Origin of the sequence: Massilia sp. TS11 (assembly GCF_022012445.1) — a bacterium.
Classification (GTDB): domain Bacteria; phylum Pseudomonadota; class Gammaproteobacteria; order Burkholderiales; family Burkholderiaceae_D; genus Telluria.
Genome location: NZ_JAKLTS010000003.1, coordinates 50426 through 66540, shown reverse-complemented (window position 1 = coordinate 66540; position 16115 = coordinate 50426). Strand labels below are relative to the sequence as shown.

Annotated in this window: 5 protein-coding genes; 3 read left to right on the top strand and 2 right to left on the bottom strand. The window is 58.9% G+C overall.

Features of this window, described 5'->3' with window-relative positions:
* Positions 1–5: 5 nt before the first annotated feature.
* A complete protein-coding gene (gene istA, locus LZ005_RS05775; protein ID WP_237806120.1) occupies positions 6–1508 on the top strand; it encodes an IS21 family transposase in 1503 nt (500 codons plus the stop codon).
* Entirely contained in the window at positions 1498–2310 is an 813-nt protein-coding gene (gene istB, locus LZ005_RS05770; RefSeq protein ID WP_237805617.1) for an IS21-like element helper ATPase IstB, read from the top strand. Before istA ends, istB begins: the two co-directional genes overlap by 11 nt.
* Before the next feature lie 1411 nt (positions 2311–3721).
* On the opposite strand, the gene LZ005_RS05765 is transcribed toward istB, so the two are convergent.
* Together LZ005_RS05765 and LZ005_RS05760 are read right to left on the bottom strand one after the other, a co-directional pair.
* Positions 3722–4114, bottom strand: a complete 393-nt coding sequence (locus LZ005_RS05765; protein ID WP_237805615.1) for a hypothetical protein — start codon at positions 4112–4114, stop codon at positions 3722–3724.
* A gap of 8 nt (positions 4115–4122) precedes the next feature.
* Positions 4123–14820 (bottom strand): RHS repeat-associated core domain-containing protein, encoded by a 10698-nt coding sequence (locus LZ005_RS05760; RefSeq protein WP_237805613.1) that lies wholly within the window; start codon positions 14818–14820, stop codon positions 4123–4125.
* A gap of 757 nt (positions 14821–15577) precedes the next feature.
* Here LZ005_RS05760 and LZ005_RS05755 point away from each other — a divergent pair.
* Positions 15578–15886, top strand: coding sequence for a hypothetical protein (locus tag LZ005_RS05755; RefSeq protein ID WP_237805611.1), 309 nt, complete (start codon positions 15578–15580; stop codon positions 15884–15886).
* Positions 15887–16115 lie beyond the last annotated feature (229 nt).

Genomic DNA, 16115 nt, shown 5'->3' with positions numbered 1-16115 from the left:
TCACAGTGGGCATGTTAGCCAAGATTAGACGGATGCATCTCCGCGACAAGCTGTCGATTCGCGAGATTGCCAAGCGCACAGGGTTATCGCGCAATACGGTGCGGGACTGGCTGCGCAAGCCAGAGATGAGCGAGCCGAAGTACCCGGATCGGCGGACAAGTAGTGTCGTTGATCCTTTTGACGAGCATTTACGAACCTGGCTCAAGACCGATAGTCATCGCCCCAAGCGGGATCGGCGCACGGCCAAGGCCATGTGCACCGAGCTCAGAGGCCAGGGATATTCGGGCAGTTACACGCGCGTGAGCGAGCGCGTGCGCAAGCTGCGGCAGGAACTGAACGAGAATCCGCAGCGCGCGGCCTTTATTCCGCTCAGTTTCGCGCATGGCGAAGCATTCCAGTTCGATTGGAGCTGCGAATACGCTTGGATTGGCGGCCTATGCCGTCGGCTCGAAGTGGCGCACTGCAAGCTCGCCAGCAGTCGGGCATTCTGGCTAGTGGCCTATTTCACGCAGAGCCATGAGATGCTGTTTGACGCGCACACGCGCTCCTTCACTGCTTTCGGCGGCGTGCCAAGGCGCGGCATCTACGACAACATGAAAACGGCCATTGACAAGGTCGGGCGCGGTAAACAACGATCCGTCAATGCCCGCTTCCAGGCCATGTGTGGGCACTATCTTTTCGATCCTGAATTCTGCAACGTGGCCTCTGGCTGGGAAAAAGGCGTCGTAGAAAAGAATGTCCAGGACCGGCGCCGGCAGATCTGGAATGAATGTGCTGATCGCCGCTGGCCCTCACTGGCGGCGCTGAATGAATGGCTCAGCGAACAGTGTCGTCAAGCTTGGGAGAACATGGCCCATCCCGAATGGCCAGCCATGGCCATTGGCGAGGTCTTGCAGGACGAACGCCTGCACTTACTGCCGATGCCGAAGGCGTTTGACGGTTACGTCGAACAACCGGCGCGCGTATCGGCGACAAGCCTGGTGCATTTCCAGCGCAATCGCTACAGCGTTCCCACAGCCTATGCGCATCGCGTCGTCAGTCTGCGCGTTTATCCAGATACGCTCGCTGTCGTGGCCGACGACACTGAAATTGCGCGCCACCCGCGCAGCTTCGAGCGTTACCGAACCTATTATGACTGGCTACACTATGTGCCCTTAGTCATCAGAAAACCAGGCGCGCTGCGCAACGGGGCACCGTTCCATACAATGCCCGATGTCTTGCAGACCCTGCAGCGCCATTTGTTGCGTCATGAAGGCGGTGATCGCGTCATGGCCCAGGTGTTGGCTGCTATCGGCTTGCACGGACTGGAGGCTGTTCTGGTGGCGGCCGAATGCGCCATCGAGGCGGGCCGTCCCAGCGCCGAGCATGTCCTTAACGTCCTCAACCGTCTCAAAGATGGGGCGGCACCGACCGAGACCGTCATCACGCCTTTGCAGCTACGCGAAGAACCGCGTGCCGATGTCGATCGCTATGAACGCCTGCGGACGGAGGTGAATCATGTCGCATGACATTGTGCGCCGGCTCAAAGCCTTAAAGCTGCATGGGATGGCGCAAAGCTGGCTGGAATTGCTTGGTCAAGCGCGCTTGAGCGAGTTCGATCCCGAGCAGTTTCTGAGCCAGCTCTTGCGCTCGGAAAGCGCTGAACGGGAAGTGCGCTCAATTGCATATCAAATGGGCGTTGCCAAATTCCCGGCCCATCGCGATCTGCACGGCTTTGACTTCAGCGAGGCAAAAGTCGATGAAGCCCTGATCCGGCAGCTCTACACGATGAACTTCTTAAACGCCGCCCACAATCTGGTCTTCATTGGCGGCCCCGGAACTGGCAAGACGCACCTGGCCACAGCATTGGGCATCGAAGCCATTGGCAAGCATGGAAAGCGTGTGCGCTTCTTTTCAACCGTCGATCTGGTCAACGCATTGGAACTGGAAAAGGCGGCTGGAAAGCAGGGGCAGTTGGCCAATCGGCTGATGCACACCGATCTGGTCATCTTGGACGAGCTCGGCTATTTGCCGTTTAGCCAGACTGGTGGGGCGCTGTTGTTCCACCTGATTTCAAAACTGTACGAGCGGACCAGTGTCGCCATCACGACTAACCTGAGCTTTGCAGAATGGCCGGCCGTATTCGGCGACGCCAAGATGACAACGGCGCTGCTGGATCGGCTCACCCACCACTGCCATATCGTCGAGACTGGAAATGACTCCTGGCGCTTCCGCCACAGCGAATCGACCAGAAAAACCAGCAACAGAAGAACCACTAGGAAAGGAGACGAGCCGGCCAAAACAGCAGACTTATCCACAACAGCCGTGTAATCTATGCGGCAACAGGGTGGGTCAAAATTCGATGAAAACCCTGGGTCAGTTTTCGGTGAAATTCAACAAAGCGCGATAAAACGGGGCATGGGGCCTCCTGGTGAGTTGATGGAAGACTGCAAACAGCAACAACAAGGGGCGGCCCAAACCACGATTGCAAAGTCGATGGGATTCTTTCCACTGGCCGGCCGCCCGACTGCACCAGTGCCGGGCGCGATACCCGGTAGCGTCTTTTCAAATGGAATTGAGGCCAGCGGCAGGAAGCCACGGGCGTGCGTCGTCAGCAGGCGCGCAAAGCGCCGGCGGTGCCATTGGCACTACGTATCGGAATAATGGACATCGACAGAACAGTGGCGATGTCCGGTGAAAAACAACCGGCGCATCAGCCAATCAGCCGAAAGACATTACCGCGCGCGAAGCGCGTTTCGTGAAAGCGACTCAGGGCCGCTCGTCGTTGCACACTCTGCGAGGCAGGAGTGGAGTCGTGAAGTAGAGGCGTGCCGGTGCCTTGGCCCACCTTTTTATTTTCAGAACACAAGTAACAACCTAGTGTCTGCGTCGGCCCGCGAACGGGCTTGATCAATAGTGCCGCAAAGCGGCAGTCGTTTGGCATGCGCACATCGCCGGGGCAAGACGCATGCAATTTCGGTATATGAGTCGCTGGCAAGCCAGCGGTAGCTGATATCAGCTAATCGACTTTGCGCGGTAAAGATAACTCAACTACGGCATGCAATGCAAACCGAGGCGTTGGCGTGGTACAAATGTGCCGTGCCTTCCATGCATCGCCACCTGCGCTTCCGCCGTCCAGGCCGCGTAGCGCCCGCAGGGCTTGGCCTTGACGGGCCACCGATACAATACGCTGGCAAGTGCGGTGCAAGCCGACTTGGTGGCTTGCACCGCATGCCGAACCGGCGCCCCGTTAGGAGAATTCTCTCAAGAGTTGAAGCCTCCGACAAATCCGGGCGGATCAGTGCTCACCCTCGTCGTTCCGGACCTTGAGCCGGTCGATGAATCTTGCACATGGCATCCGTGATCAAAACCATGTCCGAAAATCAGACCTGACCTCGGCATTGGAAATTCAGACCTGGCCCTAAATTCCTTCAATGTCCGAAAGTCAGACCTGACCCCAGCATTTCTTCAAAAAGGAAGTCGAAAAAGCCTATATCAATTCAAAACCATGCGAACTGCTAAACAACCATAAGCCAGCCGCCCCAGTCCAACTGTCCGAAAGTCAGACCTGACTTCAGTAACGCAGTAACGAACGGCCCTCGGTAACGAACAGAATGTCCGAATGTCAGACCTGACCCCAGCGTTTACTAGCTTTCTGCCCAATGTCCGAAAGTCAGACCTGACCCCAACGTTCCGTCAGACCTGACCCCGGCGTTCGGCGTTCCGCGATCACCGACCCCGATCACCTTTCTGGTTTTTCTTGTCTACGGCTTTCGCGTCGACGCATGAATCGTTCCCTTCCCGCGCTACTAACCGTCAGTAGTGATGATGGTTCTGAGACAAAGGCAACTAATTCGTTACACTGCGTTAAAAGAAATTCAACCTGATCACTAATTGGGATGTCGTCTCCCTGACCTTGGTTCATTACGTGCATTAGCAACGGCAAATCAAACCACTGCCCTGCCGAGGCCAAGAAGACATCAACGAATACCTGCCCTCGATCTGCGCCCAATCGGATGCGTAGCTTATTAAACTCATACTCCTCCGACTCGTTGCAGAATCCCCCACCTTTCAAACCACGCAACGGCGCAATTCCTTGATTTGAAAGCTCCTCTTTAACATCATCTAAAGTCATAAGCTTTTTCATTTGAGTGGAGGCAGCATTCGACTTGCATCAGTGCTAATCGTAAATCCCTTGTCCATTAGGTAGTTCAACTCCTTTTCATAATATGTGCCAGGTCTAGCCACCGGATTCGAAAGAATTATTTCGTCACCGCGCATGATTGTACGGTCTAAGAATTTTTGATTTGCAATCCATATCTCATCTTCACTCATCCCTTTCCATACTGAATCAGGTAGCTCGAAGCGGCGTGCGTTCAACCTCTCAGACAAGTCAACATAACTCGGATAGTGACCCAGGACAGTTTTGCCGGTCGCACGCTTCGCCGGCGCGACCACACGACCCGCGAACTTACTAAGAGCCAACTTCCCGGCAATCTTTGCTCCGGGTATCATGCCCAAAATGACACCGGCAGTCTCCGCTCCTCGATTGACGGGCTCACCGGTAATAATGTCCGTTCCAGTATAGATCTGAGCAATTGACTTGCCACTACCAATACCAGGCATGAGATCGAGCAAGGTAGACGCACCGCCTTCGATTTCTCCGGCAGTCGGGTTTCCTTTATACCGGCGGCACTGACCGCATGCCGCGACGCCACTGCCAAGTGCAAACTTTGGAGTCGATGGGTTCTTGGCCGAAGCCCCAAAGTGACCAGTCACCTTGACGACATAATTCCCGGCGAATGGCGAGCCGCTTGTCGAAACATCGATCCGGAACTTTGACATGTCCCGACCATTCTTCGTCTTTTCGCCCTGCACTTCAACTTTCGGAACTTCTGCTTCAGGTTTCTTTTTCTCCTCACCGCAACTTGGGCTGCCCTTGTCACCACACTCCGCGAAGAAACCTGTGGGGTCAACAAGGTTCGTAGGATTGTTCAGAACATAGCTGTACCGGTTATAGCTCTGTCCGTTCTCTGGATCTTGAATATATGGATCGGCACTTAGGAAGCGCGCCACCATCGGATCATAGACCCGCCCATTCATGTGCACCAAGTCGAGCTGATCGAGCATTTCATGGCCCGTATAGCCCTTGTTGTCGATCTGGCCGTCAATGCTGTCCGGCGTGGTCTTGCCGCTTGCATCAGGCAGACCATTTAGCGTGCGGCGCTTGCCCCAGGCATCGAAGTCCATGCGCTCGCCGATCGTGCCGTCCGCCTTCGTCATTGCCACCACGCTGCCCAGATTGTCCTTGTGCATCCAGTACAAACTGGTGTTGGCGCCCGTGGCATCGTCGATCTCCACGCCCAGGCCCTGAGGCCAGTAGGTCTTCACCTTCGGCGTGTTGCCCGTCCATTCAACTTCGAATGCGCCCGCGTACACCACCGTCACCCCGTCGCTGCGCACTTGCTTCGTGCGCTGGTGCTCAGGGCCATAGGCGAAGCTGCTCGACACTGTGCCCTTCGTCAGCGATTGCGGCATGTCGAACGAGGTCCACTGGTAGGTCCCCGTCGGCGTGCTGGTCTGGTTGCCATTGGCGTCATAGCCGTAGTTGCCGGCCGCGCGCGTCGTGCCGTCGATGCTTAGCACCGCGTGCGGACGCGTCGCTCCCACGCCCTGGGTCGGGTAGGTGTAATTGCCCACGTCCGACTTGTAGGTCAGATTGCCCGCATTGTCATACTTGTAGGTGATGGCCGCAGCGCCCGTCACGGTCGACGATTTGATGCGGTTCACCTCGTCGTAGTCGAAGGTTTCGCTGAAGCCGCTCGTGTCCCAATACAGGGAACGCAGCTTCACGCTGCCGATCGCGTCGTACTGGTAGACCTGGGCGACGCGGTCCACCGCGCCAGCCAGCGCATCCGATGTCGACAGGCGCTGGGTGTTGGCGTCGTATTCCAGCTTTTCGATCAAGCCATTGCCCATCTGCGCTTCGCGCACGCGCTGCAGGGCGTCCTGCTTAGTCGCCTTCCACAGCACCAGGCTGCCGCGCTCCACCCGCTCCAAATAGCCGAAGCCGTTGTAGCGCTGGTCGTAGCGCTTGTTGCTGCCGCCGCTGCGCTGGTGCTCCTGCGTCACCACGCGGCCCCAGTCGTCGTAGCTGGTCTTGCTGGTGTAGACGTCCTTGTACAGGGTCTGCTGGACCGTGCTCGGGCGGCCGTAGATGTCGTAAGTCTGCAGGCGGTCGTAGTCCTTGTTGTTGCTGGGGCCCGTGTAGGCTTCCACCAGCTGGCCGCAGCTCAAGCTCAGTTTGCAATCGCCGCCGGCCTGGGCGTCGTACACCCATTGGCTGCTCAGGTCCGCCTCCTGGCGCTGCGTCATCCGGCCCATCAGGTCGTAATACATGGTCGCGACCTGGCTCTTGGCATTGGTCTGCGTGCGCAGCTGGCCCAGGGCGTCCACGCCGTAGCTGATCGCGCCCAGGTCCGGGTCCGTCAGCTTGATCTTGCGGCCCAGGTCATCGAACATCACCGTGATCAGGTTGTCATTCGGGTCCTTGGTCCACAGCAGGTTACCGAAGGGGTCGTAACCGAACTTGGTCACTTTGGGCGACTGGTCGGCCGCATTGATCTTGGCCTCGACCTGCATGGTCTGGCCATTGAGGTAGCGCCGGTCCACCCTCACCTGCAGCAAGGGATTGGTGGTCGTCGTGATGAAGCCGTCGTAGCTGGTGGTCGTGACCGCATAGCTGGACGAGGGCGAGTTCGGCGCGCTCGTATTTTCGAGCGGAACCGACACTTTGACCGGCCGGTTCAGGTCGTCATACTCGACCGACTTGGCCATGAAGGCCGTCGCGCCCTTGAAGCGCGGCTGATACGTCACCGACGGCCGGCCGCGCGTGTCATAGCTTTGCTCGGTCACGATCGCCGTGCCGTCGAAGCCGTAGCTCAAACTGCCCAGCTGGTGGCCGACCGAATCGGTGTAGGCCACCGCGGGCACGGCGATCTGGATGTCGCCGTGGTAGTGCGTCGTCACCGCGGCCAGCACCGCGCCGGCAGGGCTGCCGTTGGCATCGCCGCCGCTGACGGCTTTGACATAGGAGCGCGTCTCGTTGCCGTCCGCGCGGCGCTCGAGCGTGACGCGGCCGAAGCCGTCGATCTGCCAGATCGTGGTCAAGCCATTCGGGCCTGTCAGGCGCGTGCGTACACCGGTCGCCGGGTCGGCATCGTAAGTCTCGCTCAAGGATTTACCAGCGGCCACCGGTGCACTGCTCGATGTTTGATAGCGCCCCGAGTTATCGTAGGTAGTACTGAAAACGCGGCTGACGGAAGCGCCGGCCACCGGGTCCCACCAGGTTTGGGTGCGGGACGTGACCAAGCCACGCAAATCGCGCCCATAGTCCGTCACCAGGCGCATCAATTTGCTCGTATCGCCGTCTTGCACCGTTTCCTGTGTCAAGGCGCCAGTCGCGTCAGCGGCATATTTGTAGTCCACCGTGCGCGTGGTCGACAAAGGCCCGGAAAGGGTCGATTGCGATTTCGTGACGCTGGCCGTCTTGAGCTGGCCGACCAGCCAATTGCCAGTGTCCGCAGGATAGTACTTGTTGCTCACCACCGTCTTGAACGTATCGGTCGTGCCCGTGGCGCTCAGTACGTCAACTTTATCCGTCAAATTGCCATAGGCATCGTAGACGATTGCGCCCGAGGCGCCATCGCCCGAGCTTTTCAGCAGGCCCAGGTCGGCGCCATTCGTATCGTACTTCTGCACCGCGCTGGTGGCCGGGGCAACGAACCAGGTCGTCGGCGCGCCGAGAACGGCAGAGGTCGACACCTGCTGGTAAGTGTTGGTCGTATTCGACAAGACGGAGCCATTCGCCATCTTGACGACACTGGACAGCACCGAGCCGGTCTTCGGCCAGGTCTGCGAATATTCCGTCGTCGTCACGAAGCCGGTCTGCTTGTCCGTGATTTGCACCAGGCGGAAGCCCAGCGCGCCGCGGCCCTGCACGTCGACCGCCGGATCGGCGTACTGGTAGTCGAACTCTTGATCGGCAGCGACACCATTGCTGGTGAAGAGCTTGCTCACGTATTTGCCGAGGCCGCCACTCAAGTGGCCCGGGTAGGATTTCAGGGCCGAGGCAGTTTGCGTCACGAGGCCGGTTGCGATGCCATCGGCATATTCGACACGCTGGGTGGCGCCCACGCCATTGCTCACGCTGTAGATGCGATCCAGTGCCTGGCCGGTGACGGCCACATCGTTCGGCACATACACTTCCCAACGATAGCTTGGCGTCGTGCTCGTGTCCTGGTTGTCTTCGTGGTAGCGCACCATCTGCGTGCGGCCCGTGCCCAGCAGGTCCATGAAGAGGATGCGGTCATTGCCTGCATTGGCGCTGTAGCTGAAGCCAGGCGGGCCGGCCCAGTCGTCGCACACCAGATTGCTGTCATCGCTGCCATCGGCTGCCGTGGATACGTCGTCGCCCAGCACGCGACACATCGCGAGCTTGCCGTTGCCTTGCGGCGTAATCCACGAGGCGTTCTTGTCGATCTTCTCGACCAAAATTGTGGACTGTCCATCGCCAATGAAGTTGCCGACACCGCGGACAGCCATGTAGTTCGATCCGCTGTACTTCTTGCGGACATGGCAATCGAGCGCGCGGCCGGTAGACAGGCACAGGGTCATGTCGGCACGGCTGTAATCCATGTGCGTGGTGCTTGTCCACTGGTGTTCCAGGAAGCCGAATGCCAGGCCACTGTAGCCGGTGCCGTTGAAGTCGGCCGAAGACGCCAGGCCGCCAAAGTAGTAATCAAACGAATATGGCGTACGGCGGTCGACGCTGGTCGGCGTCACCGGCCCCACCGGTGCGTACATCTTGTACCGATAAGGAATCATCGACGCCACGGCAAAACCGGCACTGGGCGCGTCAACCGCCAGCATGCTGACAGTTGGGATCATCGTCACACCAACCCAGCCGCGTTGCGTTTCTTGTGTGCCATTCTCAAAGTGCGGTTTGGTCCAGCGCACATCGTAAGTCTTCCCGACGCCAGTGAAGTCGACCATCTGCTCGAATGCCGAGTAGTTGTGGCGCCAAATTTCTGGCGAACCATCCGCTGCATAGTCGACGCCGATGATGGCTGTCGGCGGATTGCTGACCGGATTGCAGTTATTTTGAATGCACAGCATGGCCGTGCCATCCTGCTGCTGGCGCCCGAACAGCGCCGAACGTCCGTCACCCAGTACATCGGTGATAAACGGAGTCAGCACCTGGCCCAGGCCATTGGTGAGGTAAGTCGTCTTCAGGTTAGCGTCACAAGTGAAGACGATGGTGGAACCGGCCGCGCCCAGCGCCCCCGGGGCCGCCAGCGGCGACAGACAAATCAAGAGGTCGGAGGAGCCGTTCGAGGACACCAGCAAATCCGGTGCACCATCGCCATTGAAGTCGGCAACGTCCACGACCGCGAAGGCGTCGTTGGTGCTCAAACGGTAGTTGTACAGCGTGAACCCACCACTGCCATTGTTGTGGAAGTAGCGATATTGGGTCTTGCGCGTACCCGGCTGGCGGTCTGACGGATATGAACTCAGAGGCGTCGAATGGTCCCAGAACACGGGCGCCACACTCTTCTCCAGCGCATCGGCGCGTCCGTGGTTCTCGAAATCCATGAAGGCAAAATACTCGGGATGCAGCTCATGATTGATCACGCTTCCCGACTGGAAGACGACCGACAACTGTGGCGCATTGGCCCAGTCGTTGCCTGTCTGATTGCTGCCAAAACGCGTAAAGCCATAGCTCTTGGCCGGATCAGGTTTGCCCCAGGCGAGAGTCGTCTTCGGCAGGCTCTCCAGCGCACCTGTCTGCGGATTGGTTGCCGATACCTGTACCGAGGACAGCAGGCTGCGACCGCTGGTCGGACTCACCTCATAGGCCAAGTCATATTGGCGCACCACCGTCGCCGGCAACGCCCCGTCGAGATTGGTGCCGACATAGGTGCGTACCGATTGCAGGCGACGGATCAGGTCGTTTCTGGCCTCATCCATGTAACGCGTCCAGCGGTCCGGACGGTCTTCGTACCGGAACTCGACCGCAGCGTGCGCGGAACTATTCTTGGCGCCATAGCGAATCACACTGGGCACCGGCTCTTCCATGTCGTACTTGTGGCTGGTGTCGGCTTTGCGCTCGTAAGTCACCGACATATAGTTGCCGAATCGGTCTTCCACGCGATCTAGAGCCCAGAACATCGCACCCAGTTTTTGCGTCGGATCCGGTTGCAAAATAGTACCGCTGGCAGTTGCGTCGCTGCTATTGACGAAGCCAAAGACAGGCAGAATACGGCCCGAGGTGGTCGAACCGTAGCTCATGATACGGCCGTCTTTTTCCTGCACGATGAAGCTGCGGTTGGCGACGCCTGTACCCTGGGCCCGGACGCGAGCGAAGCGATCCAGTTCGGTGCGATATTCGGCGTCATCGGCCCAGTAGCCGGCGTCGGAGGCATCTTTATTGATCGCCACCAGGCGTTGGCCATCGAGACACAAGCGATCCGTCGTATTGAAAGCGATACGGCTGTTGATGTTGTCCTGAGCGATCGTACGGCCACAGCGGTGAATCCGCGACAAGCCACTGAGCGACCAGCCGAGGCCAACGAGACCGTTGCCTGCCTGGCTATCGTATTGCAGCGACAGGTGGGGCTGCACGCCAGCCGCGCCAGGCGGCACGACAATGTCAATGCCATAGGTCGCCGCACCGCCTGGGGAGACACCCAGGCTGCCTGGTAATGTGCCCGCGTTTGCATTTCCAAGATACGGAGCACTCGAGGAGACAGCCAATGGCGCGCTTGAGCTCGGACCAGTATCCACGCCCACGCCGACACGCACGCCACTGGACACAGCCAGCAAGGTCGTGCCGTTGTACGAGGCCGAGTTGATCGTGTAATAGCCGGCGCGCGGCGGCGTCCAGGTGTAGCTCCAGTCGCCGCTGGTGTTCGTGCCCGTACCGACCTGCACTTTGTTCACATAGAAGCGCACTTCGGTCACTGAGGCCGTATTGCCGCCCGGGCGAGCGGTCAGCGCCACCGGCGCCACGGCCGCCGTCAGCGTACCGTTGGCCGGCTTCGTCATTACCAGGCCATACAGATTGCTCGGCGTGACATACAAGGTCACCGGCGGCGAATACACCGTCACGCCGCCCTGGCGCACCTTGGCCATCACCGTGTAGCCGCTGGTGTTGGCCGTAAAGTCAGCCTTGCTGGCGAAGAAAGCGCCGGCCGCGGCGTCCCACGCGCCATTGATCCATTGGCCATCGACGCTGAAGGCGATCTCGTCGGCTACGTTCGCCGCGGGCTGGATCGCCGCGCGCAGGAATACCTGAGAACCGGCGACGACGGTGTCGCCATCGGCCGGCGTCGACAGCGCCACGCGCAGGCTGCCCGGCATGGCGCAGTTATTGTCCGCGCAGGGCAAGGCCGTGCTCGTGCCGGATGCGTTCTGCACCAGCACATACAGCGGCGTACCGGCAGGAATGCCGCCGGAAACCTTGGAGGCCACGTCGACCAGGTCGATCACGAAGCTGTGGCTCGAATTGGGTGTCGCGCAGCTGGTGCGCACGGCGGCGTCGTCGCCTTCCGTCATCGTATTGGCCGTGCCGGTCGAGACCAGCGTTCCGCCAGCGCCCGTGCCCGGACCGTTCGTGTACAGCGAGTAGCTCAAGGCCGCATCCTGGCCCGAGGCGCAAGCCCAGCCAGTGAGCAAGGCGCCTGTATTCGCGCCCGAACCCGTCGTGCGCACCCCATTGATCTGGCCCAGCAAGCTGCTGTTGATGGCGTTGACATAGGTCGGCACCGACTCCCACACGGTGCCATTCACGTCCGTCATGCGCAACTTGAAGCCGTAATAGCCCGTGCCGAGCGACATGGTGCTGCTCAAGTTCAGCGTGCCGGTGGCGCTGCCGTTCGTATTGTAGGTGCCCGTCAGCCTCCAGCCCTGGCCGTCGAAATAGTTGCGCATCAAGTCCACGCGCATCAGGCGGTTGGTCGTGCTCGTGCCTTTGCCGGTAATCGTCACATTGAGCTTGCCGTCCGTGCCCACGCGGGCATTGCTCGGCGTCGCCGAAACTAGGCCGCTCATGGAGGTATCGGTCTGTGCCGCGACATTGACCTGCAAGTTTGCGGTGATGGCGCCAAACCATTCCACATTCTTTTGAATCATTTGCCATTGGAAGCCATACGATCCCGCAATCACAGCGGCGTTGTAGTTGACCGTGATTTCGACGGTCTGGCCTGGCGCCACCGAGTTCGGCAGGCTGACACGAGGCGGATTCACCCAATTCAGGTTATCGCGCGGATTTAGCGCGCCGAGGAAATACGTGCTCGCATCCCAAGTCGTATTGCCCGTATTCTTCATACGGACTTTCGTCGTACCCGCCTGGCCCGCGAGCAAGTTAGGTACGGCATCCTGCGACACGAATTCGGCATCATTCTTACGCGTAATCGGGGCAATCGATACTGTGCGGCTGGCCGTACCTTGCGCGCCGGTATTGTCGGTGGCACGCATCAGCAAGGTATGAGTGGCATCGTTGGTCAGATCGACGCTGACACTCCAGACCCCGCCACTAAGCGTCATCGGCTTTGCTGCCCCGCCATCAACAACCAATTCCACGGCTGAAATGCTGCGACCGCTCGATGCAACTGCGGTACCACTAATCGTTGTGGTCGCAACCTGTAGGTCAGTCGAAATAGTCGAGGCCGTAGGATTGGTGATTGAAGGAACGGGTGCCGTGGCGGGTGCCGGCATTGTGAAACTATTGCCTGGAATCTTTTCTTCTACGCTTCGAACGGTCGAGAACCCATAAACTTCCAAGTTTTGACCGGCGTACGCTGCTTGGAAGCTCCCAAGGCTGATACTCCAACGATGCGGCACCTGCGAATTTGGCAAACCGCACGACGTGGCGACCGCCGCCTCATTGCCAAGGTTTGTTGTTTGCGAAGTTAGAAGTGTCTTAACGCCAGAACCGTTGATCGCATAGATACGCGCCGGGATTGCAGCGTCATAGTATTTGTCGCAAACCCAACCATTCAAGAATGCGGCGCCATTTACATCGTATGTAATACTGTCAACATATCCGGCGATCGGACCGTAGGTCTGCGCAGGAGCGTTCACCTGGACCGTAACACTGTTACTGCCCACATTGGTTTGGCCGTTACTGTCATAGATCTTCAGCGTCAAGACGTGAGCGCCTGTGCCAGAAAGCGTAACCGTGCCACTGAAGCTGCTCGGATTGAGCGTCGCCTTCAGCGTTGCCCCTTCATACACTTCCACCTTCGTGACGGAGGCACCGTTATAGGCGGTAGCCGATGCCACCACTGACAGCGAAGCATTGCCGCTGCCATCCGCCGTCAAAGTCGGATTGGTCGAAGGCGTCGTGAAGCTTGTCGTCGGCGGCTGCGCCTGCTGGACAGTGACATAAATCCGATTCGATTCTGCCGAGCGATCATTGCTGTCCGTGATGCGGACGCTCAAACCATATGCCTGGCTTCGTACTGGAAGACTTACCACGGCACTCGTACTAGTGCTGCTAATTGTTGTGGCCAGATTGCCATCGCTATACACCGTTACCGACTTGAAGCTGGCGCCTGTGGTATAGGCCGTGTTCCAAGTGATTGTCACATTGGAGGACGTGCCTGCGGTGACGATAGTGCTGTTATTGTCTGGCGCCGTCAGGGTCGTATCTGGTGCCGGCGGCGCCAGCACGGTTACAGACACATAAGGAGAACTCGACTGAATGTTGGCCGCATTGTAGTTGTCGATCGCACGCGCCCAGATGTTGTGCACCCCAACAGGCAGGCTCAGCACCTGTGAGAAACTCTGCGTTCCCGCACTGCTGTAGCTAATTCGTGTACCCACCGGGTCACTGCTACGGAGGAAATCAACGCTTGAAATCCGCGCATTATTTCCGGGAGTGGCAGTACCGGTGATCGTATAGTTCGCCACTCCGCCAGGACCGGAGTACAGGGTCACTGAAGGTGCACTGGTAAGCGCCGTCGTCGGGGCCGCTCCATTGATTTGGATCGATGCATCGTAAGAATTGGCGAAGCACGAGCCGCCCACCTTGGCGAGACACCACTTGAATGGCAAGGTCGCATAACCGGCGGTGGCGGTATTAATCGGCACCTCAAATTCCGCGACAGCTCCAGGTGCCACACTCGTATTCAACGTAACGCTGGTCGTTCCCCACAAATTGGAGGGACTGTTTTGCGACACCAATTGGTATTGATTCGCCGTCCATGTCGTGTTCCCGGTGTTGCGCATCTTGACATAGGCGTAGGAGGTCGAATTGGGCCACACGCCAAACGACGGCAAGCCGTAGGTCCCATAGGATTCGCCGACCGCGGCATCATTTGCCGCCGTCACGGTCACCGTCGCGTTCGGACTTGAGGCGCCAAACCACTCGACAGACTCCTTCAACATCTTCCATTGGAAGTTGTAAGTGCCAGGCGTGGATGGTGCGGTAATGGTGAAGTTGAACGTGTAGCTGCTTCCCGGCGCCACCGCGGTGCCGACAGGGACGCGCCACAAGCCCCAGTAGGTGCTGTCCTGAGGATTTTGCGAGCCGAGCTTGTAGTTGTCGCTGGCCGTCCAAGTCGTCGTCCCGTTGTTAGTCATCGTCACCGAGACATTCGCCGTTTGGCCAGCAATCATCGAGGCAGGCGGTGTCGATTGCGACGAAAAGGACGCGCCATTTACAAGCGCTGGCGGCGGCGAATTCACGGTAATCGAGAAAGACTTGCTGTCTGGGTTTCCGTTACCGGTTGCCACCCAGGTGCAACTCATCGTATAACCCGCCCAATTGCTGGGCACTCCCATTCCTGTGCTACCGCTGAGCGCGACATGCGTCGAACCGGTGGAACCACCTGCCGCCGAGCAGCTATAGGCCACGTCCGTCGCATTGCTACTGCTCCAACTCCAGCCTAAAGTGTCGCCAGCATTAACTGACGAGGGAGGCGACGACACCGACAATACGGCAGCCGGCGCTGCCGTTGTTGTTACCGTCGCGCTACGCGATACGCTGCCGCCGGGTCCACTTGCCGTGAACGTGCACGTAGACGGATAGCCAACCCACGTCGACGAACTGGTGCGCGAGAATGTTCCACTCGATCCAGCGCCGCTTCCGCTGGTATTCATGCCGCTGCCGGAGGCTGAACAGCTGTAGCTGACAGAAGTGGCATTGGTGCCAGTCCAATCAATTGAGAACGATTGGCCCGCCGTTACTGAGACTGAACTTGTCGACAAACTCAAAGTCGGCGCAGGTGTCGCTTGCGTGATTGGGAATGACTTGTAGTCCGCAACCGTATAGCCATCGGAACGAATGCCGTAGAACGAACAATCTATCTGCGTGTCTCCCGTTCCGCTTGGCGCCGTTCCCGATGTGCTGCCACTGGTCGGAGCAGGATAGTAGGCAACGGGATAGCTGCCTGACGAGTTCGCACGGCAGAATATCTGTGCCTGGCTCGCGTTAGTCGTTCCCCAGCTCACCGTAAAGCTGCTGCCTGCCTGAACCGAACCCGGCACACTCCCCCAGACAGTCGGCGTCGCCATTGGTGGTGGCGCCGCATTCGTGCTCAGCGTCTCCGAGGTCGAGGCGCTGCCTCCCGGGCCGTATGCGGTCCAGGTACAGGACGGCGGGCTCGACACCCAGGAGGCACTGGCCGTGCCGCTGGCAGAACCATTCGGCGAACCCGCGCTCTCGCAGCTCGACGAGACCGAGGTCGCATTGGTCGTGCTCCAGCTCACCGTGTACAACTGCCCTGCAGTCATCGGGCTCGGACTGCGCGAGACCGAAATGGTCGGTGGCGGCGATGCCTGCGCAATCGTGATCGTCTGCGTATCCGAGGAGGCTTCTAATACGTTGCCATTAATCGTGTAAAAACCATAAAACGAACATGTGATCGAAGTACTACCGCTCGGCGCCACGCCAGACATTGAACCGCTGGTTGGCAGGTTCATGCCGAATGCTGGATAGCCTCCGCCATTATTGGCGTTACAAAAGACGCTGATGTCGTTCGCACCTGATGTTGTCCAACTGACCGTAAACGACTGCCCCGGCGCCACCGATCCGGGGGCACTGCCACTGATGCTGGCGTAGGCAAAGGCGG